Origin of the sequence: Pseudomonas sp. B35(2017), assembly GCF_002113645.1 — a bacterium.
Classification (GTDB): Bacteria; Pseudomonadota; Gammaproteobacteria; order Pseudomonadales; family Pseudomonadaceae; genus Aquipseudomonas; species Aquipseudomonas ekonensis.
On record NZ_NEIZ01000019.1, the window covers coordinates 71,274 to 96,600 of the forward strand.

Annotated in this window: 18 protein-coding genes and 1 pseudogene; 13 read left to right on the top strand and 6 right to left on the bottom strand. The window is 64.7% G+C overall.

Going from position 1 to position 25,327, the window contains the following annotated elements; genetic code table 11:
* Positions 1-25: 25 nt before the first annotated feature.
* On the bottom strand, positions 26-991 hold the full coding sequence (locus CAG41_RS24155; RefSeq protein WP_085629388.1) for a 2-hydroxyacid dehydrogenase: 966 nt from the start codon (positions 989-991) through the stop codon (positions 26-28).
* A 142-nt stretch (positions 992-1,133) separates the two neighbouring features.
* Between CAG41_RS24155 and CAG41_RS24160 the strand changes: the two genes are divergently transcribed.
* Positions 1,134-1,763, top strand: a complete 630-nt coding sequence (locus CAG41_RS24160; RefSeq protein WP_085629390.1) for a LysE family translocator — start codon at positions 1,134-1,136, stop codon at positions 1,761-1,763.
* Here CAG41_RS24160 and CAG41_RS24165 read toward each other — a convergent pair.
* Positions 1,747-2,520 carry a helix-turn-helix domain-containing protein gene (locus CAG41_RS24165; protein ID WP_085640799.1) on the bottom strand — a complete coding sequence of 258 codons (774 nt, stop codon included), beginning with the start codon at positions 2,518-2,520 and terminating at the stop codon, positions 1,747-1,749. The genes CAG41_RS24160 and CAG41_RS24165 overlap by 17 nt on opposite strands.
* A gap of 84 nt (positions 2,521-2,604) precedes the next feature.
* On the opposite strand from CAG41_RS24165, the gene CAG41_RS24170 reads away from it, so the two are divergent.
* From CAG41_RS24170 to CAG41_RS24190, 5 genes are all read left to right on the top strand, one after another.
* Complete coding sequence (locus tag CAG41_RS24170; RefSeq protein WP_085707551.1) at positions 2,605-3,789, top strand: MFS transporter; 1,185 nt, start codon at positions 2,605-2,607, stop codon at positions 3,787-3,789.
* A gap of 145 nt (positions 3,790-3,934) precedes the next feature.
* Positions 3,935-5,617, top strand: a complete 1,683-nt coding sequence (locus CAG41_RS24175; protein WP_085584789.1) for a fatty acid--CoA ligase — start codon at positions 3,935-3,937, stop codon at positions 5,615-5,617.
* A 339-nt stretch (positions 5,618-5,956) separates the two neighbouring features.
* On the top strand, positions 5,957-7,843 hold the full coding sequence (locus CAG41_RS24180; RefSeq protein ID WP_085584791.1) for a DUF1302 domain-containing protein: 1,887 nt from the start codon (positions 5,957-5,959) through the stop codon (positions 7,841-7,843).
* Positions 7,844-7,871: 28 nt separating this feature from the next.
* A complete protein-coding gene (locus CAG41_RS24185; RefSeq protein WP_085584793.1) occupies positions 7,872-9,236 on the top strand; it encodes a DUF1329 domain-containing protein in 1,365 nt (454 codons plus the stop codon).
* Positions 9,237-9,424: 188 nt separating this feature from the next.
* On the top strand, positions 9,425-12,151 hold the full coding sequence (locus tag CAG41_RS24190) for a LuxR C-terminal-related transcriptional regulator (RefSeq protein WP_085629396.1): 2,727 nt from the start codon (positions 9,425-9,427) through the stop codon (positions 12,149-12,151).
* 98 nt (positions 12,152-12,249) lie between these two features.
* Here the strand turns inward: CAG41_RS24190 and CAG41_RS29050 are convergent.
* Positions 12,250-15,321: pseudogene (locus tag CAG41_RS29050) on the bottom strand (M10 family metallopeptidase C-terminal domain-containing protein); the annotation flags it as partial.
* A gap of 224 nt (positions 15,322-15,545) precedes the next feature.
* On the opposite strand from CAG41_RS29050, the gene CAG41_RS24200 reads away from it, so the two are divergent.
* Positions 15,546-16,190, top strand: a complete 645-nt coding sequence (locus tag CAG41_RS24200) for an MBL fold metallo-hydrolase (RefSeq protein ID WP_085584799.1) — start codon at positions 15,546-15,548, stop codon at positions 16,188-16,190.
* Positions 16,191-16,303: 113 nt separating this feature from the next.
* On the top strand, positions 16,304-17,035 hold the full coding sequence (locus CAG41_RS24205; RefSeq protein WP_085584801.1) for an OmpA family protein: 732 nt from the start codon (positions 16,304-16,306) through the stop codon (positions 17,033-17,035).
* A 154-nt stretch (positions 17,036-17,189) separates the two neighbouring features.
* Here the strand turns inward: CAG41_RS24205 and CAG41_RS24210 are convergent, their stop codons facing one another.
* A complete protein-coding gene (locus tag CAG41_RS24210; protein WP_085584803.1) occupies positions 17,190-17,624 on the bottom strand; it encodes a YhcB family protein in 435 nt (144 codons plus the stop codon).
* Positions 17,625-17,768: 144 nt separating this feature from the next.
* Here CAG41_RS24210 and CAG41_RS24215 point away from each other — a divergent pair, with 144 nt between their 5' ends.
* The 3 genes from CAG41_RS24215 to zapE all read left to right on the top strand — a co-directional run bounded on the left by CAG41_RS24215 (position 17,769) and on the right by zapE (position 20,963).
* Positions 17,769-18,398 carry an alpha/beta hydrolase gene (locus CAG41_RS24215; protein WP_085629895.1) on the top strand — a complete coding sequence of 210 codons (630 nt, stop codon included), beginning with the start codon at positions 17,769-17,771 and terminating at the stop codon, positions 18,396-18,398.
* 24 nt (positions 18,399-18,422) lie between these two features.
* Entirely contained in the window at positions 18,423-19,778 is a 1,356-nt protein-coding gene (locus CAG41_RS24220; protein ID WP_085584806.1) for a tryptophan--tRNA ligase, read from the top strand.
* A gap of 90 nt (positions 19,779-19,868) precedes the next feature.
* On the top strand, positions 19,869-20,963 hold the full coding sequence (zapE, locus tag CAG41_RS24225) for a cell division protein ZapE (protein ID WP_085584808.1): 1,095 nt from the start codon (positions 19,869-19,871) through the stop codon (positions 20,961-20,963).
* Positions 20,964-21,146: 183 nt separating this feature from the next.
* Here zapE and CAG41_RS24230 read toward each other — a convergent pair whose 3' ends face one another.
* Entirely contained in the window at positions 21,147-22,043 is an 897-nt protein-coding gene (locus CAG41_RS24230; protein WP_170929945.1) for a GlxA family transcriptional regulator, read from the bottom strand.
* A gap of 247 nt (positions 22,044-22,290) precedes the next feature.
* Here CAG41_RS24230 and CAG41_RS24235 point away from each other — a divergent pair, with 247 nt between their 5' ends.
* Positions 22,291-23,427, top strand: a complete 1,137-nt coding sequence (locus tag CAG41_RS24235) for an acyl-CoA dehydrogenase family protein (protein ID WP_085584812.1) — start codon at positions 22,291-22,293, stop codon at positions 23,425-23,427.
* 186 nt (positions 23,428-23,613) lie between these two features.
* Here CAG41_RS24235 and CAG41_RS24240 read toward each other — a convergent pair whose 3' ends face one another.
* Positions 23,614-24,654 (bottom strand): NADP(H)-dependent aldo-keto reductase, encoded by a 1,041-nt coding sequence (locus CAG41_RS24240; protein ID WP_085707553.1) that lies wholly within the window; start codon positions 24,652-24,654, stop codon positions 23,614-23,616.
* A 244-nt stretch (positions 24,655-24,898) separates the two neighbouring features.
* On the opposite strand from CAG41_RS24240, the gene rplM reads away from it, so the two are divergent.
* A complete protein-coding gene (gene rplM, locus CAG41_RS24245; RefSeq protein WP_013789889.1) occupies positions 24,899-25,327 on the top strand; it encodes a 50S ribosomal protein L13 in 429 nt (142 codons plus the stop codon).

Here is a 25,327-nt window from a genome sequence, read left to right on the forward strand (position 1 = left end):
CTTGGTAAAAAAGTGCCGCAGTCTATCAATTGACGACCCGCAGCGCCTCACCGCTGAAGAACGCGTGGGCGTTTTCGGTCAGTTGCCCGACGATGCGCTGCCGCGCCTCGCGGCTGCCCCAGGCGTTGTGCGGGGTGACGATCAGGCGCGGAATGTCGGCGGCCAGCAGCGGGTTGCCGTTGACCGGCGGCTCGGTGCTCAGCACGTCGGTGGCGGCGCCGCCGAGGTGGCCGCTGCGCAGGGCGTCGGCCAGCGCCTGCTCGTCGATCAGGCCGCCGCGGGCGGTGTTGACCACGAACGCGCCGGGTTTCATCGACGCCAGTTCCCGGGCACCGATGAAGTGGCGGGTGTGTTCGTTGAGCGGGCAGTGCAGGGTGAGGGCGTCGACCTGGGGCAGCAGTTCAGCCAGCGGCACGCGGTCCGGCCGCGGCGGCCGTCCCGGAATCTGCCCCGACAGCACGCGCATGCCGAACGCTTCGGCCAGGCGGGCCACCGCGCCGCCCAGTTCGCCGTGCCCGAGCAGGCCCAGGGTCTTGCCTTCCAGCTCGACGATCGGGTAGTCCAGCAGGCAGAACTGTTTGGCCTGTTGCCAGCGGCCTTCGCCGACGGCTTTTCGGTAGTCACCCAAACGGGTGGCGAGGTTGAGCAGCAGCATGATCGTGTGCTGCGCCACCGACGGCGTGCCGTAGGCCTGGCAGTTGCACACGGTGATGCCGCGGGCCTTTGCGGCGGCCAGGTCGACGTTGTTGGTGCCGGTGGCGGTGATCAGGATCAGCTTCAGGTCGGGGTTGGCCGCCATGGCGGCCGCGTCGATGACGATCTTGTTGGTGATCGCCACGGTGGCGCCGTGCAGGCGTTCGGCGACCTGCTCCGGCAGGGTCTGGGCGAACAGTTGCAGGTCGCTGAAGCACTCGCGCAAAGGGTTCAGGTCGAGATCGCCCAGGTCCAGGGAAGGGTGATCGAGGAATACGGCGCGGCGGGCGTTCGTCATCAACTGTACCTTTTGTGCGGTGAACGGAAGGCGTAATCTGCCGAGCCTACCAGATGAAACAAATTGATACGCAACGGCTGAAGCCCGCCCCGCTGGGGGCTCTGCTCTGCGGATCCGCCCGATTCGACCCAAAGGAGTCCCCATGTACTGGACCGAGTTCTTGACCGTTGCACTGATCCACCTGCTGGCCGTGGCCAGCCCCGGCCCGGATTTCGCCGTGGTGGTGCGCGAGAGCGTGACCCACGGCCGGCGCGCCGGCACCTGGACGGCGCTGGGCGTGGGCACGGCGATTTTCCTGCACGTGGGCTACTCGCTGCTGGGCATCGGCCTGATCGTGTCGCAGTCGATCGTGCTGTTCAACGCCCTGAAGTGGGCCGCCGCCGCGTACCTGCTGTACATCGGCTACAAGGCCTTGCGCGCGCAACCGGCGCCGGCCGTCACCGATGATCTGCACAAGGAGGCCGGCGAGCGCACCGCCCGCGGCGCGTTCACCTCAGGCTTCGTGACCAACGGGCTGAACCCCAAGGCCACGCTGTTTTTCCTGTCGCTGTTCACCGTGGTGATCAACCCGCACACGCCGCTGGCGGTGCAGGCCGGCTACGGCCTCTACCTGGCGGCGGCCACCGCGACCTGGTTCTGCCTGGTGGCGCTGCTGTTCAGCCAGCAGCGCGTGCGCGCCGGTTTCGCCCGCATGGGCCACTGGTTCGACCGCACCATGGGCGCGGTGCTGATCGCCATCGGCGTGAAGCTGGCCTTCACCGAGATGCACTGATCGACCCGAGCTGGTTGAGGGCGTTGAGGTACTCCCGGGGATTGTCCCCGAGCAAACGGCGGAACATCGCGCTGAACGCCCGCGCGCTGCCGTAACCCAGGTCCTGCGCCACGCGCTGCACGCTGTCCCCGGCGAGCAGGCGGGGCAGGGCTTCCATCAGGCGCAGTTGCTGGCGCCAGGCGTTGAAACTCATCTTCAGTTGCTGCTGGAACAGGCGCGCCAGCGTCCGTGAACTGGCCCCGGCCTGCTGCGCCCAGTCCTCCAGGGTGTTGGGGTGGTCGGGGGTCTGCAGCAGCGCCAGGCAGATGCCTTGCAGGCGCCGGTCGGCGGGCATCGGAATGTGCAGCGGCAGGTTCTCCAGGCCGGCGAGCTCCTGCAGCATCAGTTGCTGGATCAGCGGATTGTCCGCGTGGGGCGGGCCCTGCACGGCGCGCAGGATCAATTCGCGCAGCAACGGCGTGACCGCCAGCACACAGCACTGCTGGAGGCTGGCCGGCGACAGCTCCGGGGCGATGAACAGCGAACGCATCTGCACGTCGCCGGACATGAAGATCTCGTGCGCGACCTCGGGCGGGATCCACACCGCACGGGTCGGCGGCAGCACCCAGGCGCCTTGGGCCGTGACCACCCGCATCACCCCGCGCACCGCATACAGCAGCTGCGCCTCGCGATGCAGGTGCAAGGGCTGGTGGGCGCCGTCCAGGTAGTCCCGGGGGTAGGCGCTCACCGGGCCGTGTTCGAAATGGCTGATCAACATGTCTGGTTCGATGACTTGATTGGCAGGTCTGCGCTTTTTCGCCAACTTAGCATAGCCGCTCACAACAACATCAAGCGTGCCGCCATGAACCGATCCGCCACCGTCATCCGCTACATCAACGCAGCTCATGTGATCGATCACATGTTCATGCTGATCTTCCCCGCCGCCGTGCTCGGCATGACCCAAGCCTTCGGGCTCGACTACGCCGCGCTGATCGGCCTGTCGCTGGGCGGCTTCATCGCCTTCGGCGCCTGCTCGCTGCCGGCCGGGTGGCTCGGCGACCGTTGGAGCCGGCGCCACATGATGCTGGTGTTCTTTTTCGGCATCGGCGCCTCGGCGATGTTCACCGGCCTGAGCGCAAGCCCCGCGATGCTGGTGGCAGGCCTGACCCTGACCGGTGTCTTCGCCGCGATCTACCACCCGGTGGGCACGGCGATGCTGGTGGCCTATGCGCAGAACCGCGGGCGCGAGATCGGCATCAACGGCATGTGGGGCAACCTGGGGGTGGCGTTCTCGGCGCTGGTCACCGGGTTGCTGGTGGCGCAGTTCGGCTGGCGTGCGGCGTTCCTGGTGCCAGGTGCGGTGGCCATCGCCCTGGGCATCGGGTTTGCCCTCCATGTGCGTGACGAACCGATTCCGGTGCGTGCCCACGCTGCGCTCAAGGGCGCCGGGGGCCAGCGCATCTCCATGGCGATGGTGTTCGGCGTGCTGGCGCTGGCCACGGCCACCGGCGGAGTGGTGTTCAACGCCACCACCATGACCTACCCGAAGCTGTTCCAGGAGCGCTTGCATGAATGGGCCGCCTCGCCGCAGACCCTCGGGGTGGTGGTCAGCCTGGCCTACGCCTTCGGCGCGGTGGCGCAGTTGAGCATCGGCCGGGTGCTGCACCGGATCAGCCTGAAATGGCCGTTCGTGGTGTTGACCCTGTGCCAGGCACCGTTGTTGCTGGCCTTGGCCTGGGTCGATGGCTGGGCGGTGATCGCCGTCGGTGCGGCGTTCATGTTCGTGGTGTTCGGTCAGGTCACGGTGAACGATTCGATGGTGGCCAACTTCGTCGCGCCGCACTGGCAGGCCCGGGTGTTCGCTTTGCGCTACTGCCTGTCGTTCGGCGCCAGCGCGACGGCGATCCCGCTGATCGCCTATGTCGAACCGCGCCATGGCTTCGCGGGCCTTTACTTGATTCTCGCCGGTTTTGGCGCCTTGACCTTCCTTGCCGCAGCGGTTTTCCCACGCACGCCTTCGGAAGAGGCTGTCGGACAAATGGCTTGAGCCGGTTCGAACCATCGCAAATGCTGGCGCAAAGCTAGCATTTGCGCCGCTCTGCAAATCATTCCTTTGGCTGATTTGACTGTCACGCAACGGTTCTAGAGTAGAGCTCTAATGCCAACACCGTGCCGTCAGAAAAGGGATTCCTATGTTGCAGACCCGCGTCATCCCGCCCGCCGAAGGGGCGTACCAGTACCCGCTGCTGATCAAACGGCTGCTGATGTCCGGCGCCCGTTACGAGAAGACCCGCGAGATTGTCTACCGCGACCAGCTGCGCTACAGCTACCCGACCCTGATCGAACGGGTCGCGCGGCTGGCCAACGTGCTGACGGCGGCGGGCGTGAAGGCCGGCGACACCGTGGCGGTGATGGACTGGGACAGCCATCGCTACCTGGAATGCATGTTCGCCATCCCGATGATCGGCGCGGTGATCCACACCATCAACGTGCGCCTGTCGCCGGAGCAGATCCTCTACACGATGAACCACGCCGAGGACCGCTTCGTGCTGGTCAACAGCGAGTTCACCGGCCTGTACCGGGCCATCGCGCCGCACCTGACCACGGTGGAGAAGACCCTGCTGCTGACGGATCTGCCGGAGAAGACCGCCGACCTGCCCAACCTTGTCGGCGAGTACGAGCAACTCCTGGCTGCCGCCAGCCCGCGCTACGACTTCCAGGATTTCGACGAGAACTCGGTGGCCACCACCTTCTACACCACCGGCACCACCGGCAACCCGAAGGGCGTGTACTTCACCCACCGGCAACTGGTGCTGCACACCATGGGCGTGTCGACCATCATGGGCGCCATCGACAGCGTGCGGCTGCTGGGCACCAACGACGTGTACATGCCGATCACGCCGATGTTTCACGTGCATGCCTGGGGCCTGCCGTACGTGGCGACCATGCTCGGGCTCAAGCAGGTCTATCCGGGGCGCTACGATCCGGAGTTCCTGGTCGAGCTGTGGCGCAAGGAAAAGGTCACCTTCTCCCACTGCGTGCCGACCATCCTGCAGATGGTGCTCAACGCCAAGGGCGCCCAGGGCACCGATTTCGGCGGCTGGAAAATCGTCATCGGCGGCAGCGCGCTCAACCGTTCCCTGTATGAGACCGCCAAGGCCCGCGGCATTCAGCTGACCGCCGCCTACGGCATGTCGGAGACCGGGCCGCTGGTGTCCTGCGCGCACCTGAACGACGAACTGATGGCCGGCAGCGAAGACGAGCGCACCACCTACCGGATCAAGGCAGGGGTGCCGGGACCCCTGGTGGAGGCGGCCATCGTCGACGCCGAGGGCAATTTCCTCCCGGCGGACGGCGAGACCCAGGGCGAGCTGGTGCTGCGTGCGCCGTGGCTGACCGAGGGCTACTTCAACGAGCCGCAGAAGGGCGCCGAGCTGTGGGCCGGCGGCTGGCTGCACACCGGTGACGTCGCCACGCTGGACGGCATGGGCGTGATCGACATCCGCGACCGCATCAAGGACGTGATCAAGACCGGCGGCGAATGGATCTCCTCGCTGGACCTCGAAGACCTGATCAGCCGTCACGTCGCGGTACGCGAAGTAGCGGTGGTGGGCATTCCCGATCCGCAGTGGGGCGAGCGGCCGTTTGCCCTGCTGGTGGTCCGCGAGGGGCATGAGATCGGGGCGCGGGAGCTCAAGGAGCACCTCAAGCCGTTCGTCGAGCTGGGGCACCTGAGCAAATGGGCGATCCCGAGCCAGATCGCCCTTGTTACCGAAATTCCCAAGACCAGCGTCGGCAAGCTCGACAAGAAGCGCATCCGCCTCGACATCACCGAGTGGCAGACCAACAACAGCGCCTTCCTCTCCACGCTCTGAGCGTCCCCTGGCGCGCCGCAAACGGCGCGCCAGACACCCCCAAGCAAGCGCTTGGCTTGTGAAATCCGAATTTTCAGCCATCCTTGCCGTGCCGACATGGGTCGGCCTGGCGAAAGGACTGTTCCAGAGTGGCCGGCAGCTGCAAATCACACTTTAGAGGGATCAAGCGATACCCCCTGCTGGCTATAGTCCGCTCAAGGATTTTTAAGAACGGGGCACACGCGCACACATTTGGGGCGATGCAATTTGAAGCGAATTCGGGCAGCCCTGGCGTCCGGTCCTTCAGGCGTTTTTAAAAGTACTCACTGCCATAACAATAATGCACATGGAGTAGCGTCGATGAATTCAGCTAACCAGTTCTGGCGCCGGGCTAAACTGCCTCTGGCCGTCAGTCTCGCCTCCACGCTCGCCGGGCCTGCATTCGGCGTCAGCTTCAACGTCGGTGAAATCGAAGGCCAGTTCGACTCCTCCCTGTCGATCGGGGCCAGCTGGTCGACCCAGCAGCCGAACAAGAACCTCATCGGCGTCAACAACGGCGGCCACGGCCTCTCCCAGACCTCCGACGACGGCCACGCCAACTTCAAGAGCGGCGAGACCTTCTCCAAGATCTTCAAGGGCATCCATGACCTGGAGCTGAAATACGGCGACACCGGCGTGTTCGTCCGGGGCAAGTACTGGTACGACTTCGAGCTCAAGGACGAAAGCCGCGAGTTCAAGGACATCAGCGACAACAACCGCAAGGAAGGCGCCAAGTCCGCCGGCGGCCAGATCCTCGACGCCTTCGTCTACCACAACTACTCGATCGCCGATCAGCCGGGCTCCGTGCGCCTGGGCAAGCAGGTGGTGAGCTGGGGCGAAAGCACCTTCATCGGCGGCGGCATCAACTCGATCAACCCGATCGACGTCTCCGCGTTCCGCCGTCCGGGCGCCGAGATCAAGGAAGGCCTGATCCCGGTCAACATGTTCTACGTGTCCCAGAGTCTGACCGACAACCTGTCGGCCGATGCCTTCTACCAGATCGAATGGGACCAGACCGTCGTCGACAACTGCGGCACCTTCTTCTCCCAGCCGGACATCATCGCCGACGGCTGCGACAACAACCTGCGCGTGCTGAACAAGCGTTCGCAGATCCCGGCCATCGCCCTGGGGCCATTGGCGGCCAACGGCGTCGACGTCAACGAGGAAGGCGTGCTGGTGCGCCGCGGCGGCGACCGGGACGCCCGTGACGGCGGCCAGTGGGGCGCGTCCCTGAAGTACATGTTCGAGCCGCTGGACACCGAATTCGGCGCCTACTTCATGAACTACCACAGCCGTGCGCCGATCTTCAGCGCCACCGGCGCGCCGCAGTCGGTGTACAACACCGCGCGCGGGCTGCCGGGGCCGTTCGCCGCGCTCGGGCCGCTGCTGGTGGCGGGCAACTCGCAGTACTTCGTCGAATACCCTGAGGACATCCGCCTCTACGGGCTGAGCTTCTCCACCACCCTGCCCACCGGCACGGCGTGGAGCGGCGAGATCAGCTACCGGCCGAACGCGCCGGTGCAGCTGAACTCCACCGACATCCTGTTCGCCGGCGTGCGGCCGCTGGGCGGCGCCCTGACCAACGCTTCGCTGCTCAACGGCGTTCCGGGCCAGGACCTGCACGGCTACCGCCGCAAGGAAATCACCCAGTTCCAGACCACCCTGACGCACTTCTTCGATCAGGTGATGGGCGCCAGCCGCCTGACCCTGGTGGGCGAAGTGGGCGTGACCCACGTCGGCGGCCTGGAAAGCACCTCGGACGTGCGCTACGGCCGCGATCCGGTCTACGGCCCGGGCGAACTGCCGTTCACAGGTCCGGTGGACACCTGCGTGGCGCTCAACACCAGCACCATCAACGGCGCAGGCCCCGGCACCCCGACCAACAACCGTAGCCGCAACTGCACCAACGAGGGCTTCACCACCTCGACCTCGTGGGGCTACCGCGGCCGGGCGATCTGGGAATACAACGACGTGTTCGCCGGCGTGAACCTCAAGCCGAACGTGGCCTGGTCCCACGACGTGAGCGGCTACTCGCCAGGCCCTGGCGGCAACTTCGAGGAAGGCCGCAAGGCCATCAGCCTGGGCCTCGACGCCGAGTACCAGAACACCTACACCGCGAGCCTGGCCTACACCAACTTCTTCGACGGCAAGTACACCACCGTGGATGACCGCGACTTCGTGGCCCTCAGCTTCGGCGTGAACTTCTAAGCACTGCATCTTCAGGACGAACGAATTTATGAAAATAACAAAGAGTCTGTTCCACGCCGGTGTTCTGGGCCTGTCGCTGCTGGCGACCGGCGTCATGGCGGCGGTGCCCGCCGCCGAAGCGGACAAGCTGGGCAAGAGCCTGACCCCGATGGGCGCCGAAATGGCCGGCAACGCCGACGGTTCGATCCCGGCCTGGAAACCGATGCCGAAGAACGCCGGCACCGTCGACAGCAAGGGGTTCCTGTCCGACCCGTACGCCAGCGAGAAGCCGCTGTTCACCATCACCGCGCAGAACGTCGAGCAGTACAAGGACAAGCTCGCGCCGGGCCAGTACGCGATGTTCAAGCGCTACCCGGACACCTTCAAGATGCCGGTCTACCCGTCCCACCGCGGCGCCACCGTGCCGGACGCCGTGTTCGCCGCGATCAAGAAGAACGCCACCAGCACCAACCTGGTGTCCGGCGGCAACGGCCTGGAGAACTTCGACACCGCCGTGCCGTTCCCGATTCCGAAGAGCGGCGTGGAAGTCATCTGGAACCACATCACCCGCTACCGCGGCGGCAGCGTGACCCGTCTGGTGACCCAGGCCACGCCGCAGGCCAACGGCTCGTTCAGCCTGGTGTACTTCCAGGACCAGTTCGTGTTCCGCGACAAGATGAAGGACTACGATCCGGCCAACCCGGGCAACATCCTGTTCTACTTCAAGCAGAAAGTGACCGCGCCGGCGCGTCTGGCCGGTGGCGTGCTGCTGGTGCACGAGACCCTCGACCAGGTGAAGGAACCACGTTCGGCGTGGGTCTACAACGCCGGCCAGCGCCGCGTGCGCCGGGCGCCGCAGGTGTCCTATGACGGCCCGGGCACCGCGGCGGACGGTCTGCGCACCTCCGACAACCTGGACATGTACAACGGTGCGCCGGACCGCTACGACTGGAAGCTCGAAGGCAAGAAAGAGATGTACATCGCCTCCGACAGCTACAAGCTCGACGATCCGAAGCTCAAGTACGCCGACATCATCAAGGCCGGCCACATCAACCAGGACCTGGCCCGCTACGAGCTGCGCCGCGTCTGGCATGTGGTCGCGACCCTGAAGGAAGGCCAGCGCCACATCTACGCCAAACGTGACTTCTTCATCGACGAAGACACCTGGCAGGCGGCGGTGATCGACCACTACGACGGCCGCAACCAGCTGTGGCGCGTGGCCGAGGCCCATTCGCAGAACTACTACAACGTCCAGGTGCCGTGGTACACCCTGGAGACCCTCTACGACCTGCAGTCCGGCCGCTACCTGGCGCTGGGCATGAAGAACGAAGAGAAGTCGGCGTATGACTTCGGCTTCACCGCCACCACCGCCGACTTCACGCCGAACGCGCTGCGTCAGGACGGCATCCGCTAAACCGCTGCAAACGAGGCCGCATCCTCGTGGAAACGCCCCGACCGGTTCGGGGCGTTTTTTTTTGCCTGTGGCTTTTTCCGTAGCCTTTTTGTAGCCATTTGTAGCAACCGCCTTCAATCCCTCTTCGTTTACGGCTAGTCTGCGGACATCTGCCACGCCGCCAACAGCCATTCGAACAAGAGCCGGCCATGACTGATCTGTCCCCGCTACCGGGTCCTGCAAGCGTTGCCGTCGCGGCACTGGACGGCCGTTTCTTCCGTCCGCCGCTGCCTGACGGCCATGTGTTGCGCCCGCGCCTGTGCGAGCGCCTGCGCGCCGGCCTCGGCGGGCGGCTGTTGCTGGTCAGCGCCCCGGCCGGTTTCGGCAAGAGTTCGCTGGCGGTGGAGTTCTGCCAGAGCCTGCCGGCGCACTGGCAGAGCCTGTGGCTGGGCCTGAGCCCGCGGGACAGCGATCCGGGGCGTTTCCTCGAACGCCTGCTTGAAGGCCTGCAGGACTTTTTCCCGCAGTTGGGCAGCCGGGCGCTGGGGCTGCTGAAAATGCGTCAGCGTCATCAGCCGTTCGCCTTCGAAGAGTGGCTGGACGGCCTGCTCGACGAACTGGCGCTGCAGCTCGATCCTTCGGCGCCGCTGCTGCTGGTGCTCGACGATTACCACCTTGCCCAGGGGCCGGTGCTCGACCGTTGCCTGCAATTTTTCCTCAACCATTTGCCAGACGGCCTGCTGGTCATGGTCACCAGCCGCCAGCGGCCGGACTGGCACCTGGCGCGCCTGCGCCTGTCGCGGCAACTGCTGGAACTCAACGAGCAGGACCTGCGCCTGACCCGCGACGAGGCGCTGGCCTTGCTCGACCGCCACAGCAGCGCCTTGCGCGGCGAGGCGGTGGAGAACCTGATCCAGCGCAGCGAAGGGTGGGTCGCCGGCTTGCGTTTCTGGCTGCTGGCGGCGGCCGGGGCCGGCAACGAAGCGGCGCTGCCGCAGGCCTTGAACGGCGGGGAAGGGCTGATCCGCGACTACCTGCTGGAGGAGGTGATCGACTGCCTGCCGGCGGACGTGCAGGCTTTCCTCTTCGACACCGCGCCGCAGGAGCGCTTCTGCAGCGAGCTGTGCGATGCCGTGCGCGAAGCCCACGACAGCGCCGAGATCCTGCGCTACCTGCTGGCGCATCAGGTGTTCCTGGTGCCGCTGGATGAGCACGGCCACTGGTACCGTTACCATCACCTGTTTTCCGACCTGTTGCGCAGCCGGCCTGCCGCCCATGCCATGGTGCCGCCGGCCACCTTGCACCTGCGCGCCTGCCGCTGGTTCAACGCCCAGGGCCTCTTGGACGAGGCGGTGGAGCAGGCCCTGCGCGCCGGGCACCTGGACGTGGCGGCGAACCTGGTGCAGAACCTGTCCGAGGAGCAACTGCTGGCCGAGCAGAACGTCGGCATGCTGCTGCGCTGGAAGATGGACCTGCCCGACAGCCTGCTGATCAGCACGCCGCGGTTGATCGTGCTGTACAGCTGGGCCTTGGGCCTGGCTTGCCAGCTCGATGCCGCCGAGGAACTGGCCAGCCACCTCAGCCGCTTCCTGCCGGCACCGTCGGCCACCGCCCAGAAATCCATGCTGGCGCAATGGCTGGCGTTGAGCGGGATCATCGCCCGGGGCCGCGGCCGGCGCGAGCTGACCCGCCAATACTGCAGCGAAGCGTTGGAGAGCCTTCCTGAAAAGCGCTACGGGCAACGGCTGATGTGCCTCTCGACCCTGTCCAACCTGGCGATCGCCGACGGCGACCTCTGGCAGGCCCGGCGCCTGAACCGCGAGTCCCTGGAGCTGGCGCAGCGGGTCGGCAATCCGTTGTTCGAGGCCCTGACCCACTATGACCGGGCGCGGGTGCTGCAGGCCCGGGGGGAAATCCTGCGGGCGCTCGATGAAGTGCACCAGGGGCTTGAGCGCCTGCGCGGGCTGTCGACGCAGCGCCTGTACGCCGTGCGGGCCCGGCTGACGCTGTACGAAGGTTTTCTGTTGGCCATGCGCCTGCAACCCCGGGCGGCGCGGGTACGGCTGCAGGCCGGCCTGAGCGAGGCGCGGGCCTGCCGCGACATCAGCGTGCTGATCGGCCACTGTGTGATCGCCCGGCTGGAGGGCAGCGGCGGCGAATTCGCCAAGGCCTTCGCCGAGTTGGCCGAAGCCGAGCGGCTGATGCACATCTGGGACGTTCCGCCGATCTATTACCTGGCGATGATCACCCTGGTCAAATGCGAACTGTGGCTGGCGCAGGGGCGCACCGACCTGGCCGAGGCCTGGCTGGCGCGCCTGGGGCAGACCTACACAGGCGAACGCGCCGCGGCGCCGCCGGAGTTCCATCCGCAGTTGCCGTTGCATGTCGAATTGCAGCAGGCCTTGCTGGATGTGATTCAAGGGCAGCCGATGCTCGCCGAAGGCCGGCTGAACGTGTTGCTGGAAAACGGCCAGCAAACCGGGCGGCAGCTGCTCAGCGTGATGGCGTTGACGCAGAAGGTCGCCGTGCTGCTGGGCGGCGGGCGGGAGCCTGAAGCGCGCAAGGCCTTGAGCCAGGCCCTCGAAGCGGCCGCCGGCGGTGTGCTGCAGCCGTTCGGACAACTGTTCGACGAGCACCCGGACTGGTTGCGCAGCCAACTGACCGGAAGCCCGCTGGGCCGGCAATTGCTGGAGCTGTTCCCGCCGGCCCCTGCGCGTGCGGCGTTGGAGGCTCCGGCGGCCGAGCTGTTGAGTTCCCGCGAGTTGGCGGTGCTGCGGCTGATCGCCCAAGGTTGCTCGAACCAGGAAATCAGCGAACAGCTGTTCATTTCGCTGCACACGGTCAAGACCCATGCCAGCCACATCAACAGCAAGCTGGGCGTGGAGCGGCGCACCCAGGCCGTGGCGCGGGCCAAGGCGTTGGGTGTGCTGGCCTGAGCGGTCCAGCGCAGTCCCCCCAATGAAAAACGCCCCGAACCGGTCGGGGCGTTTTTCGTTCAGTCACCGCCGTCAGGCGATCAGGACACCAGATCGTTGGCGCTGAAGCTGTTGACGCCGACCAGCATGATCTCGAAATCGGCGCCGGCGTTGCCGCTGACGTTGCCCGACAGCACGTGATCGACGAAGCGCAGCTGACCGGCGCCGGTGAAGGCGTTGGCGCCGATGAACGTGAAGCCGTTCATGCCGCTCTGCAGCAGGTTGGCATCGAACTGGGTCAGGTCGATCTTGTCGCCTTGCAGGCTGCTGAAGTCGCTGATCACGTCGCGGTTGGCGCCGATCCCCATTTCATTGACGGCACGGAACACGAACGTGTCGGCCCCGGCATCGCCGAACAGGGTGTCTGCGCCTGCACCACCGTCCAGCACGTTGTTGCCGGCGTTGCCCCGCAGAACGTTGTTCAGCGAGTTGCCGGTGGCCTTGACGGCGGCGCCGACCAGGTTGAGGTTCTCCAGGTTGGCGCCCAGGGTGTAGTCGATGTAGGAGTACACCGAATCGACGTCGGTGGTCGAGGGGCCCTGCTCGATGATCACGTCGCCGACATTGTCGATGACGTAGCTGTCGCTGCCGGCGCCGCCGATCAGGGTGTCCGCGCCGGCGCCGCCGTTGAGGGTGTTGTTGCCGCTGTTGCCGATCAGGGTGTTGTTCAGGGCGTTGCCGTAGACGCTGAAGTCGCCGGCGCCGACGAGGGCGACGTCTTCGACGTTCTGCAGGTTGGCCAGGCCCAGGTCGATGGTGCTCTGGGCGCTCGCGTTGAACGAGATCTCCAGGCGGTCGGTGCCTTCGTTGGCCAGTTCCTGGACCAGGGCGAGCTCGCCGACCTGGTCGATACCGTAGGCGTCGTTGCCCTTGCCGCCGATCAGGGTGTCCACGCCCGCGCCGCCGACCAGCTGGTTGTCGCCGTCGTTGCCGATGATGACGTTGTTCAGCTCGTTGCCGATGCCGTAGATGTTGCCGGTGCCGGTCAGGGTGAGGTTCTCGACGTTGGCGCTGAGGGTGTAGTTCACGGAGGCGCGGACGGTGTCGATCTCGCTGGCCAGGGTGCTGGTCTCGCTGACCACGTCGCCGACGTTGTCGACGATGTAGGTGTCGTTGCCCAGTCCGCCGATCATGATGTCGGCGCCGGCGCCGCCGTCCAGCACGTTGTTGCCGTCGGTGCCCCTGAGGGTGTTGTTCAGCGAGTTGCCGGTGGCGTTGAGGGCGCTGCCGACCAGGTTGAGATTCTCGAGGTTGGCGCCCAGGGTGTAGTCGATGTAGGAGTACACCGAGTCGACGTCGGTGGCCGACGGGCCCTGCTCGATGATCACGTCGCCGACGTTGTCGATGACGTAGCTGTCGCTGCCGGCGCCGCCGATCAGGGTGTCCGCGCCGGCGCCGCCGTTGAGGGTGTTGTTGCCGGCATTGCCGATCAGGGTGTTGCTCAGGGCGTTGCCGTAGAGGGAGAAGTCGCCGGCGCCGATGATGGCGACGTCTTCGAAATTCTGCAGGTTGCTCTGGTTCAGGTCGATGGTGCTCTGGGCGGTCGCGTTGAACGAGATCTCCAGGCGGTCGATGCCTTCGTTGGCCAGTTCCTGGACAAGGGCGAGCTCGCCGACCTGGTCGATGCCGTAGGCGTCGTTGCCCTTGCCGCCGATCAGGGTGTCCAGGCCCGCGCCGCCGACCAGTTGGTTGTCGCCGTCGTTGCCGATGATGACGTTGTTCAGCGCGTTGCCGATGCCGTAGATGTTGCCGGCGCCGGTCATGGTGAGGTTTTCCACGTTGGCGCTGAGGGCGTAGCTTACGGATGCGCGGACGGTGTCGATCTCGCTGGCCAGGGTGCTGGTCTCGCTGACCACGTCGCCGACGTTGTCGACGATGTAGGTGTCGTTGCCCAGGCCGCCGATCATCAGGTCGGCGCCGGCGCCGCCGTCCAGCACGTTGTTGCCGTCGGTGCCCCGGAGGATGTTGTTCAGCGAGTTGCCGGTGGCGTTGAGGGCGCCGCCGACCAGGTTGAGGTTCTCCAGGTTGGCGCCCAGGGTGTAGTCGATGTAGGAGTACACCGAATCGACGTCGCTGGCCGAAGGGCCCTGCTCGATGACCACATCGCCGACGTTGTCGACGACATAGCTGTCGTTGCCGGCGCCGCCTTCCATGATGTCCGCGCCGGCGCCGCCGTTGAGGGTGTTGTCCAGGGCATTGCCGGTCAGGGTGTCGTTGAATGCCGAGCCGGTGGCGTTTTCGATCTTCGCGCCGAAGGCAATGGCCAGCCCTTGGTTGAAGGTGTTGCCCGCCTGATCGGTGAAGGCCTTGCCGATCTTGCTGTACTGGCCTTCGTTGAGGTTGATGCTGACGGCCGCCAATTGGTTGCTGGCATCGATCGTGTCGATGCCGCCGGCGTCCCAGATGGTTTCGAACACGGACTGCGTCGGTGCCCAGGAGTAGACGTTGTTGCCGGTCGCCCATTGGGTATTGGCGCCGTACAGGCTCTGGATCGCCAGAATGTCGAGCACCATGGGGGTGGTCGGCAGATAGGAATAGTTGTTGTTGTAGCTCATGATCGTGAAGCCCGCGTCATCGAGCTGCGGATCAAGCGTGATGCTGTTGTAAACCGACGGGGCGAACGAATGCTTGAGGCCGATCGCATGGCCGATCTCATGGACGAACGTCATGAAATCGTAGGTGCCTTTGTCGGGCGATGGCTCATTGGTGTTCGGGCCGATCCAGACGTCGCCGGCGTTGGGGGTTTCGTACGGCGTGTAGGCCCAAGCTGCGGAGCCGCTGTCCAGCAGCGTGTAGCCGCCGAAGCGCAGGTCGCCCACGCTTGTCGACGATTCGCCCGTCAATTGGAACGTGATGTTGGCCACGGCGGACCAGGCGCCCAGCGCCGCGGTCACCGCCGTCTTTTGCGCGTCGGTCAGCGCATAGGCGGCCTTGGGCTCGTTGTCGGGGCTGTAGTTGGGGGCGAAGACGGAAGTGCCCGGCACAATGAAACTGTACGTCAGACTGGTTACGGCTGTTGGCGACCACCACTTGGTGCTTTCCCATTTGTAGCCGGAAATGAGACTGTCGACGGGTTTGACGCCAGTCAGCGAGGCGAACGTAGCATCGGTGTAACCAGTAGGGCGGGGCATGCGGATTTCCTGAGTAGGCTGCGGCCCTTCCTGAAAATGTGGCCGCTACAAAGTGCAATTTTGCATTAGAAACCGGGCGACTGGCATCAATTGGCCACTATTTTTTTATTCATGGCGCCAAAAATCTGACCGGAGGTTCTCTATCGGCCGGTGGCGTAGAATCCTGAGCGCCATTGCCGACCGTGCGTCGCGCCCGGCAGGCCCACGAACACACAGGACTTCCCATGACCGCCATCAAGCCCCAACTCATCCGCGAAACCTTTCCTGTCGGCCCGCTGCAATGCAACTGCACGATCATCGGCGATCCGATCACGAAAAAGGCCATCGTCGTCGACCCCGGCGGCAATCCGGACCGGATCATGGCGCGCCTCGACGCCTTGGGGCTGAAGGTGGTCAGCATCATCCACACCCATGCCCATCTCGATCACTTCCTGGCGTCCGGCCAGATGAAGGAAAAGACCGGCGCCACCCTGCACCTGCACAAGGACGACCAGTTCCTGTGGGACAACCTGGAGATGCAATGCCAGATGTTCGGCGTGCCGTACACCCCGGTGCCGTCGCCGGACCGCTGGCTCGAGGACGACGAAGAGCTGGCCTGCGGCTGCGGCGTCGCGCTGCACACGCCGGGGCATACGCCAGGTTCCATGAGCTTCTGGTTTTCCGAGGCTAAGCTGTTGATTGCCGGCGACACGCTGTTCCGTCGCGGAGTGGGACGCACGGACTTGTGGGGCGGCGATCAGGCGACCATCGTGCGATCGATCAAGCAGCGGCTGTACACCCTGGACGAAGACGCCACCGTGGTGGCGGGACATGGCCCGGACACCCGGCTGGGCGACGAGATGCGTGAAAACCCCTTCGTGCGCGCCTAAACATTTTGTCATGAGTGCACGGCGGAATTTTTGCCCATTGCCATGATCCAACGCCCGCACGGGTCTTTTGCCAATGGCCGCTGCACAACAGAATGCAAATGTAGGAGCACTCCATGTTCACCACCCGTCGTTTGATCATTGTCGCCACCGCCGTGGCCGTTTTGTCCGGCTGCGCCTCGCCCAACCCGTACGACAACCAGGGCCAGGCCGACGGCGGCTCCCAGGGCATGAGCAAGACCGCCAAGTACGGCGGCCTCGGTGCCCTGGCCGGCGCCCTGGCCGGTGCGGCGATCGACCACAACAACCGCGGCAAGGGTGCCCTGATCGGCGCCGCCGTGGTCGGCGCCTCGGCGGCCGGTTACGGCTACTACGCCGACCAGCAAGAGAAGAAACTGCGCGCCAGCATGGCCAACACCGGCGTCGAGGTGCAGCGCCAGGGCGATCAGATCAAGCTGATCATGCCGGGCAACATCACCTTCGCCACCGATTCGGCGAACATCGCCTCCAGCTTCTATCAGCCGCTCAACAACCTGGCCAGCTCCCTGAAGGAGTTCAACCAGAACCAGATCGAGATCGTCGGCTACACCGACAGCACCGGCAGCCGCCAGCACAACATGGACCTGTCCCAGCGCCGTGCGCAGAGCGTGGCGACCTACCTGACGTCGCAAGGCGTCAGCGGCGCCAACCTGTCGGCCCGGGGCGCCGGCCCGGACAACCCGATCGCCAGCAACGGCGACGTCAACGGCCGGGCGCAGAACCGCCGGGTCGAGGTCAACCTGAAGGCGATTCCGGGTCAGCAGTACGGTGGTCAGCAGCAGCCGGGCACGGTTCAGCAGTATCCGTAACCCGACGGCCGAATGAAAAATGCCCGATCCTGGTGATCGGGCATTTTTTTGTGTGGCCGGCGATGGGGTCGTGACCGACACCGAAGACGCCGGACACAAAAAAGCCCCCGGACACTCGCATGTCCGGGGGCTTTTCGCTTGGAGCGGAGGCCGCTTACTTCTTCAGGCCGTAATGCTCGTCGAGCATGCCCGGCGAGTTCGGCGCCTTCGGCGCGTAGTCCCGCGGCGGCTCCTGGTCCCGTGGCGGGGTCAGGCGTTCCCGTGGCGCCTGGCTCGCTTCGGCGTGCAGCGAAGCCAGCAGGCGTTGGCGGGTCTGTTCGTCCAGGGCCAGGCGGTTGGCGCCTTCGGCCAGGTGATCCTGCACTTCCTGGTAGCTTTGGGTCAGCTTCTTGACCAGGTTCGCGGTGCTGTTGAAGTGGGTCACCACTTCGTTCTGATAACTGTCGAAACGTTCCTGGATGTCATCCAGCTGACGCTGCGTGCGGCTCGGCGCGGCGTTCGGCGCAACGCGAGCGATCAGGAAACCGATGGCTACACCCACAACCAGGGCAAGAGTCGGCAACAACCAAACTAAGAGCGAGTGTTCCACGAGTCCTTCCTCTATAAACGGCTTTGCTTTACGTTAACGGCTCGAACCTGCGCTGTATACCGCGATTCACTCGCAATAGATCGGCACAGACAATTTGCTAGACGAGTCGACCCGATCCGAGGTCACGGAGTTCCTTCCTTGCTGATGCGTGAAACCCCTGTAGCGATTGCCGGCCCTGTCGGTCAACTTGAAGCCCTGTACCTGGACAACGAACAGCCGCGCGGCATCGCGCTGATCTGCCACCCGAACCCGGTGCAGGGCGGCACGATGCTCAACAAGGTCGTCTCGACCCTGCAGCGCACCGCGCGCGACGCCGGCCTGATCACCCTGCGCTTCAACTACCGTGGCGTCGGCGCCAGCGAAGGCAGCCACGACATGGGCAGCGGCGAGGTCGACGACGCCTGGGCCGCTGCCGCCTGGCTGCGGGCCAAGCACCCGCAGCTGCCGCTGACCCTGTTCGGCTTTTCCTTCGGCGGGTTCGTGGCGGCCAGCCTCGGCGGGCGCCTTGAGGCCCAGGGCGTGACGCTCAAGCACCTGTTCATGGTCGCGCCGGCGGTGATGCGCCTGGGCGAGCAGGATCAGCTGCCGCATCAAGGCGAACTGACGGTGATTCAGCCGGAAACCGACGAAGTGATCGATCCGCAGCTGGTCTACGAATGGTCCGGCAAACTCCAGCGCCCCCATGAGCTGCTGAAAGTGGCAGAATGCGGACACTTTTTTCATGGCAAGCTGACCGATCTCAAGGATCTGATCCTGCCGCGTCTCTCGAATTGATTGCAGTCTGACAAGCGATTACCCATGACGAACCGTACCCGCATCCTCACCGGCATCACCACCACCGGCACGCCGCACCTGGGCAACTATGCCGGCGCCATCCGCCCGGCGATCGTCGCCAGCCGTGACACGAACGCCGATTCGTTCTACTTCCTGGCCGACTATCACGCCCTGATCAAGTGCGACGACCCGCTGCGCATCCAGCGTTCGCGCCTGGAGATCGCCGCGACCTGGCTGGCCGGCGGCCTGGATGTGGACCGCGTGACGTTCTATCGCCAGTCCGACATCCCGGAAATCCCCGAGCTGACCTGGCTGCTGACCTGCGTCGCCGCCAAGGGCCTGCTCAACCGCGCCCATGCCTACAAGGCGTCGGTGGACAAGAACGTCGAGGCCGGCGAAGACCCGGACGCCGGCGTCACCATGGGGCTGTACAGCTATCCGGTGCTGATGGCCGCCGACATCCTGATGTTCAACGCGCACAAGGTGCCGGTCGGACGCGACCAGATCCAGCACGTCGAAATGGCCCGTGACATCGGCCAGCGCTTCAACCACCTGTTCGGCCAGGGCAAGGAGTTCTTCACCCTGCCCGAGGCGCAGATCGAGGAAAGCGTCGCCACGCTGCCGGGCCTCGACGGCCGCAAGATGTCCAAGAGCTACGACAACACCATCCCGCTGTTCTCCAGCGCCAAGGACATGAAGGATGCGATCTCGCGGATCGTCACCGACTCCCGGGCGCCGGGCGAGGCGAAGGATCCGGACAACTCGCACCTGTTCACCCTGTTCCAGGCGTTCGCCACCCCGGCGCAGGCCGACGAGTTCCGCAGCGACCTGCTGCAGGGGTTGGGCTGGGGTGAGGCGAAGAGCCGCCTGTTCCAGTTGCTCGACGGCCAGTTGGGCGAGTCCCGCGAGCGCTATCACCAGTTGATCGAGCGTCCGGCGGACCTGGAAGACATCCTGCAGCACGGCGCGAAAAAGGCCCGTGCGGTGGCCACGCCGTTCCTCAACGAACTGCGCGAGGCCGTCGGCCTGCGTTCGTTCGTCAATCAGGCGCAAGCGGCCGCGACCACCAAGAAGAAAGCCGCCAAAGCCGCACGGTTCGTCAGTTTTCGCGAGGACGACGGCAGCTTCCGCTTCCGTCTGCTGGCAGCGGACGGCGAGCAACTGCTGCTGTCGCGCAATTTCGCCGACGGCAAGGCGGCGGGCCAGGTGACCAAGCAACTGCAATCGGGTCAGGCGCTGGATGTGCGCAGCGAAGGCCTGGCGTTCAGCGTGTGGCTGGAAGGTGAGTGCGTCGGCGACAGCCCGGCGTTCGCCGACGCCGCTGCGCGGGATGCGGCGGTCGAGGCGCTGCGGATCGCGCTGACGCCGGTTCAGGAATAAACAACGGTTCGGCCCGACCAAGGGCCGATTGCCATTCCCCGGGGCCGTCGCTACAGTGTCGGCCCGTTTTTGTTGCCTTGCTAACGAATTATGACGCCCCTAGAACGATATCAAGCTGATCTGAAACGTCCGGACTTTTTCCATGACGCCGCCCAGGAAACCGCCGTGCGTCATCTGCAGCGGCTGTACGACGATCTGATCGCCGCCGAGCAGAACAAGCCGGGCCTGCTGGGCAAACTGTTCGGCAAGAAGGATCAGGCACCGGTCAAGGGGCTGTACTTCTGGGGCGGCGTGGGCCGCGGCAAGACGTACCTGGTGGACACCTTCTTCGAGGCGCTGCCGTTCAAGGAAAAGACCCGCACCCACTTCCACCGCTTCATGAAGCGCGTGCACGAAGAGATGAAGACCCTGGGCGGCGAGAAGAACCCGCTGACCATCATCGCCAAGCGCTTCGCCGCCGAATCGCGGGTGATCTGCTTCGATGAGTTCTTCGTCTCCGACATCACCGACGCCATGATCCTCGGCACCCTGATGGAAGAGCTGTTCAAGAACGGCGTGTCCCTGGTCGCCACCTCGAACATCGTGCCGGACGGCCTGTACAAGGACGGCCTGCAGCGCGCGCGCTTCCTGCCGGCCATCGCGCTGATCAAGCAGAACACCGAGATCGTCAACGTCGACAGCGGCGTCGACTACCGCCTGCGCCACCTCGAACAGGCGGAACTGTTCCACTACCCGCTGGACGAGGCCGCCCACGAAAGCCTGCGCAAGAGCTTCCGTGCGCTGACCCCGGAATGCACCGCCGCGGTGGAAAACGATGTGCTGATCATCGAAAACCGCGAAATCCGTGCGCTGCGCACCTGCGACGACGTGGCCTGGTTCGACTTCCGCGAACTGTGCGACGGCCCGCGCAGCCAGAACGACTACATCGAACTGGGCAAGATCTTCCATGCCGTGCTGCTCAGCGGCGTGGAGCAGATGAGCGTCACCACCGACGACATCGCCCGCCGCTTCATCAACATGGTCGACGAGTTCTACGACCGCAACGTCAAGCTGATCATCTCCGCCGAGGTGGAGCTGAAGGACCTGTACACCGGCGGGCGCCTGACGTTCGAGTTCCAGCGCACGCTGAGCCGTCTGCTGGAGATGCAGTCGCACGAATTCCTCGCGCGGGCGCACAAGCCGTAACGCGATCCGGAACATGAAAAGGGCCTGCAATCGCAGGCCCTTTTTTTACGCGAAATTTGCCTGCCGCCTTTGTGGGAGCGAGCCTGCCCGCGATTGCGGCCGAGCATTCAATGAAGAAGTCGACTGACAGATCGCTATCGCCAGCAGGCTGGCTCCCACAAGGGGAGTGGGTCGCCTGTCAGGTTACGCCGCCTGCTGGAACTGCTGCCGGTATTGGTTCGGCGACAGCTCGGTGTGCTGGCGGAACAACCTTGCGAAGAAACTCGCGTCGTCGTAGCCGACTTCGTAGCTGATGGTCTTGATGCTCTTGCGGCTGCCGGACAGCAGCCCCTTGGCGGTCTCGATTCGCAGCCGCTGCAGGTAATGCAGGGGCTTGTCGCCGGTGGCGGTCTGAAAGCGGCGCATGAAGTTGCGGATGCTCATGCCATGCTCGCGGGCCACGTCCTCGAAGCGGAATTTGTCGGCGAAATGCTCTTCGAGCCAGTGCTGGATCTGCAGGATGATCACGTCCTGGTGCAGCTTCTGGCCGCCGAAGCCGATGCGGCCCGGCGAGTAGCTGCGCTGCACTTCATAGAGGATGTCCCGGGCCACGGCCTGCGCCACGTTGGCGCCGCAGAAGCGCTCGATCAGGTAGATGTAGAGGTCGCAGGCCGAGGTGGTGCCGCCGGCGCAGTACAGGTTGTCGGCGTCGGTCAGGTGCTTGTCCTGGTTGAGGTAGACCTGCGGGAACCGCTCGGCGAACGCGTTGAAGAAACGCCAGTAGGTGGTCGCTTCCTTGCCGTTGAGCAAACCGGCCTCCGCCAGCCAGAACACCCCGGTCGCCTCGCCGCAGAGCACCGCGCCGCGGGCGTGCTGTTCGCGCAGCCACGGCAGCACCTGCGGGTAGCGTTTGCACAGGGTCTCGAAGTCGTCCCAGAACGCCGGGAGGATGATGACGTCGGTGTTCTCCAGGCCGCCGTCCACCGGCATGATCACGTCGCTGAAGCTGTTCACCGGTTTGCCGTCGGGGCTGACCAGGCGGGTTTCGAACGCCGGCGTCAGGCCGTGGCCCAGTTGTTTGCCGTAGCGCAGGCTGGCCAGGTGGAAGAAGTCCTTGGCTTGCATGAGGGTGGAGGCGAAAACCCGGTCGATCGCCAGGATGCTGACGCGCCGCAAGGGCGTGGAGACTTGCTTAGACATAATTCAACTTTTGTTTTTATAAGGGAAAGTGGTCATCAGACGGCTGGATCGTCTTATTTTTTGTCGGATGTGTCCAGTGTCCTGTATCGGGAGCGGGGCTTAGTCTCTGAAGGCTCGATCCTTTCAACAATAAAGAAAAAGGTGCCGCATGATCCCCAGAACCCTGTTCAGTCCCGAGCACGAACTGTTCCGCGACAGCGTGCGTACGTTCCTCCAGAAAGAGGCCGTGCCGTTCCATGGACAGTGGGAGAAGCAAGGCTACATCGACCGCAATCTGTGGAACAAGGCGGGGGAGGCGGGGATGCTGTGCTCGCACCTGCCGGAGGCGTACGGCGGGCTGGGGGCGGACTTCCTCTACAGTGCGGTGGTGATCGAAGAGGTCGGTCGGCTGGGGCTGACCGGCATCGGGTTCTCGTTGCATTCGGACATCGTCGCGCCCTACATCCTGCATTACGGCAGCGAGGCGCTGAAGCAGAAATACCTGCCGAAGCTGGTCTCCGGCGAAATGGTCAGCGCCATCGCCATGACCGAGCCGGGGGCGGGTTCCGACCTGCAAGGGGTCAAGACCACCGCGGTGCTGGACGGCGACGAGTACGTGATCAACGGCTCGAAGACCTTCATCACCAACGGCTATCTCGCGGATCTGGTGATCGTCGTCGCCAAGACCGACCCGAAGGCCGGGGCCAAGGGCACCAGCCTGTTTCTGGTGGAGGCCGGCACGCCGGGCTTCGACAAGGGCAAGCGCCTGGAGAAGGTCGGCATGAAGGCCCAGGACACCTCCGAACTGTTCTTCCAGGACGTGCGCGTGCCGAAGGAAAACCTGCTGGGGCAGGCGGGCGCCGGGTTCGCCTACCTGATGCAGGAGTTGCCGCAGGAACGCCTGACGGTGGCCATCGGCGGGCTGGCGTCGGCCGAGGCGGCGCTGCAATGGACGCTGGACTACACCCGTGACCGCAAGGCGTTCGGCAAGTCGATCGCCGACTTTCAGAACACCCGCTTCAAGCTGGCCGAGATGGCCACCGAGATCCAGATCGGCCGGGTGTTCGTCGACCGCTGCCTGGAACTGCACCTGCAGGGCAAGCTCGACGTGCCGACGGCGGCGATGGCCAAGTACTGGGGCACGGATCTGCAATGCAAGGTGCTCGACGAGTGCGTGCAGCTGCATGGCGGTTACGGCTTCATGTGGGAATACCCGGTGGCCCGGGCATGGGCGGACGCGCGGGTGCAGCGGATCTATGCCGGCACCAACGAAATCATGAAGGAGATCATTGCGCGTTCGCTTTGAATGTAAGGCGACTGCCGGATCGTCATCGCGGGCAAGCCCGCTCCCACAGTGGTCGGTGTTGCCCGCAACACTGTGGGAGCCAGCCTGCTGGCGATGGCGCCAGTTCAGGACAAGGCAGTTGCTCCCGCATTGGAATGCAGTTCCCTGTGGGAGCGGGCTTGCCCGCGATGGCGGTTCATCTGCCGGTCAAGGCGCCGGGTTCGGATGGTCCTTGTGGATTGCCTCGATCCCTTCCAGCACTTCGTCGGACAGCTTCAGGTCGAAGCTGGCGATGTTGCTGTCCAGTTGCTCCAGCGTCGTGGCGCCGATGATGTTGCTGGTGACGAACGGCTGCTGATTGACGAAGGCAAGGGCCATCTGCGCCGGATCCAGCCCGTGCTCGCGGGCCAGGGCCACGTAGCGGCTGCAGGCCGCTTCCGATTGCGGGTTGAAATAGCGGCTGAAGCGGCTGTAGAGGCTCAGGCGGCCCTTCGGCGGGCGTGCGCCGCCTTCGTACTTGCCCGACAGGAAGCCGAACGCCAGCGGCGAATAGGCCAGCAGGCCGCACTGTTCGCGGATGGCGATTTCCGCCAGGCCCACCTCGAAGCTGCGGTTGAGCAGGTTGTAGGGGTTCTGGATCGACACGGCGCGCGGCCAGCCCCGGGCTTCGGCCAGGGCCAGGAAACGCATGGTGCCCCACGGGGTTTCGTTGGACAGGCCGATGTGGCGGATCTTGCCGGCGCGCACCTGTTCGTCGAGCGCCTCCAGGGTGTCTTCCAGCGGCGTGAGGTTGGCTTCGGTCTTGTGCTTGTAGCCGAGCTGGCCGAAGAAGTTGGTGCTGCGCTCCGGCCAGTGCAGCTGGTAGAGGTCGATGTAGTCGGTCTGCAGGCGTTCGAGGCTGGCGTTCACCGCCTCGGTGATGTGCCGGCGGTTGTGGCGCAGGTTCTTGTCGCGGATGTAGTCGATGGTGTTGCCGGGGCCGGCGATCTTGCTCGCCAGGATCCAATCGGCGCGGTCGCCGCGCGTCTTGAAGTAATTGCCGATGTAGCGCTCGGTGGTGGCGTAGGTGTCGGCCTTGGGCGGCACCGGGTACATCTCGGCGGTGTCGATGAAATTGATCCCGGCGCACTTGGCCCGTTCGATCTGGGCGAAGGCTTCGGCTTCGGTGTTCTGCTCGCCCCAGGTCATGGTGCCGAGGCAGATTGCGCTCACGTTCAGGTCGGTGCGGCCTAGCTGGCGATAGTCCATCGGGTGCTCCTTGGGCAAAGGAGCCATAAAAGCAGGTTGAATTTTTTTTCGCAATCTGGATAATTGCCGACCTCTTTCTGCAGTGGAAGTGATGCGCCGCCGCCGAAGAATCTTGCCGTTGAACGGACGCGCCGACCCGAGCCCCCGAAAGCGTCTGTATCCGGCTGCCTTTGACTTGTCAAAGTACGCACTATTCAGTAAGATCCGCCGTCTTATTTACGGGCGGCCCCTGAGGCTATAAAGAATGAAAACTTTTACTGCTAAACCGGAAACAGTAAAGCGCGACTGGTTTGTCGTCGACGCTGCTGGTCAGACCCTGGGTCGTCTGGCCACCGAAATCGCGAGCCGCCTGCGTGGCAAGCACAAGCCTGAGTACACCCCTCACGTTGACACCGGCGACTACATCGTCGTGATCAACGCCGAGCAGGTTCGTGTGACTGGCGCCAAAACCAGCGACAAAATGTACTACTCCCACTCCGGTTTCCCGGGCGGCATCAAGTCGATCAACTTTGAAAAGCTGATCGCCAAGGCCCCTGAGCGCGTGATCGAGACCGCGGTAAAAGGCATGCTGCCTAAGAACCCGCTGGGTCGCGACATGTACCGTAAGCTGAAAGTCTATGCGGGCGCTGCTCACCCTCATACTGCTCAGCAGCCCCAAGAACTGAAGATTTAA

Excerpts from the sequence above, each read along its gene's own strand:
- CAG41_RS24155 (WP_085629388.1), bottom strand. The coding sequence starts at position 991 with ATGACGAACGCCCGCCGCGCCGTATTCCTCGATCACCCTTCCCTGGAC.
- CAG41_RS24160 (WP_085629390.1), top strand. The coding sequence starts at position 1,134 with ATGTACTGGACCGAGTTCTTGACCGTTGCACTGATCCACCTGCTGGCC.
- CAG41_RS24165 (WP_085640799.1), bottom strand. The coding sequence starts at position 2,520 with ATGTTGATCAGCCATTTCGAACACGGCCCGGTGAGCGCCTACCCCCGG.
- CAG41_RS24170 (WP_085707551.1), top strand. The coding sequence starts at position 2,605 with ATGAACCGATCCGCCACCGTCATCCGCTACATCAACGCAGCTCATGTG.
- CAG41_RS24175 (WP_085584789.1), top strand. The coding sequence starts at position 3,935 with ATGTTGCAGACCCGCGTCATCCCGCCCGCCGAAGGGGCGTACCAGTAC.
- CAG41_RS24180 (WP_085584791.1), top strand. The coding sequence starts at position 5,957 with ATGAATTCAGCTAACCAGTTCTGGCGCCGGGCTAAACTGCCTCTGGCC.
- CAG41_RS24185 (WP_085584793.1), top strand. The coding sequence starts at position 7,872 with ATGAAAATAACAAAGAGTCTGTTCCACGCCGGTGTTCTGGGCCTGTCG.
- CAG41_RS24190 (WP_085629396.1), top strand. The coding sequence starts at position 9,425 with ATGACTGATCTGTCCCCGCTACCGGGTCCTGCAAGCGTTGCCGTCGCG.
- CAG41_RS24200 (WP_085584799.1), top strand. The coding sequence starts at position 15,546 with ATGACCGCCATCAAGCCCCAACTCATCCGCGAAACCTTTCCTGTCGGC.
- CAG41_RS24205 (WP_085584801.1), top strand. The coding sequence starts at position 16,304 with ATGTTCACCACCCGTCGTTTGATCATTGTCGCCACCGCCGTGGCCGTT.
- CAG41_RS24215 (WP_085629895.1), top strand. The coding sequence starts at position 17,769 with ATGCGTGAAACCCCTGTAGCGATTGCCGGCCCTGTCGGTCAACTTGAA.
- CAG41_RS24220 (WP_085584806.1), top strand. The coding sequence starts at position 18,423 with ATGACGAACCGTACCCGCATCCTCACCGGCATCACCACCACCGGCACG.
- zapE (WP_085584808.1), top strand. The coding sequence starts at position 19,869 with ATGACGCCCCTAGAACGATATCAAGCTGATCTGAAACGTCCGGACTTT.
- CAG41_RS24235 (WP_085584812.1), top strand. The coding sequence starts at position 22,291 with ATGATCCCCAGAACCCTGTTCAGTCCCGAGCACGAACTGTTCCGCGAC.
- CAG41_RS24240 (WP_085707553.1), bottom strand. The coding sequence starts at position 24,654 with ATGGACTATCGCCAGCTAGGCCGCACCGACCTGAACGTGAGCGCAATC.
- rplM (WP_013789889.1), top strand. The coding sequence starts at position 24,899 with ATGAAAACTTTTACTGCTAAACCGGAAACAGTAAAGCGCGACTGGTTT.